The sequence below is a fragment of the Caballeronia sp. M23-90 genome (genome assembly GCF_053574605.1).
Genome location: NZ_JBSIPA010000927.1, coordinates 1 through 805, shown reverse-complemented (window position 1 = coordinate 805; position 805 = coordinate 1). Strand labels below are relative to the sequence as shown.

Here is an 805-nt window from a genome sequence, read left to right as displayed (position 1 = left end):
TTCCGATCCAGGCGTTGCCGGCAAGGCCGGCTGCACCGCGATCGGAGCGGATGCCGATGGCGTCGGCTTGTCCTGCGCAAGCTTGCGCTCGGAGTACGACTTCGACTCCTGAACCGGCTTACCTTCGAGCTTGTTCAGGCCTTGGGCAAGCATGAAGTCGTCCGCACTGCCGAACTCGACAGGCTTTCTCTCACGATCCTTCCGGCGCTGCTCAGGCGTCTTCTTGTCGTTCTGCTCTTCAAGAATCCGCAGTTGCTCGAGCCGGTCTGCTTCGCGGGCTTCCTGTTCCTTCTTCTCGTTCGGGTCCTGCGTGTTCGCCAAGTGGTTCGAATAATCCACTTCCCGCGTCACGAGTGCGTCATCCGGATCGCCTTCTGCGTATTGATCGACCGGAACGTCAGGACGGATGCCCTTGTTCTGAATCGACTTGCCGCTCGGCGTGTAGTAATACGCGGTAGTCAGGCGCAGCGCGGTGTCCGCGGTCATCGGCCGGACGGTCTGCACCGAACCCTTGCCGAACGTGGTCTTGCCGACGATCAACGCACGATGATGATCCTGCAGCGCACCCGCCACGATCTCCGAGGCCGACGCCGAATACGCATTGGTCAGCACGACCATGGGCACCTTCTTGAAGATTTCCGGCAGGTTCTTCAGCGGATCCGAGTCGAATGACGGCAAGCGATAGTTGTCGTACGTATCGCGGAAAGTCTGCTTCGCGTCCGCAATCTGGCCGTTGGTGGACACCACCACCGCATTGTCCGGCAGGAACGCGCCGGCCACGCCGACGGCGCTTTGCAGCAGGCCA

At 61.1% G+C, this 805-nt stretch carries 1 protein-coding gene; it reads right to left on the bottom strand.

Annotation, left to right across the window (positions count from 1 at the left end; all coding sequences use genetic code 11):
* On the bottom strand, positions 1–805 hold an 805-nt coding region (locus tag ACRXB1_RS37050), incomplete at both ends, for a S41 family peptidase (RefSeq protein ID WP_449494907.1).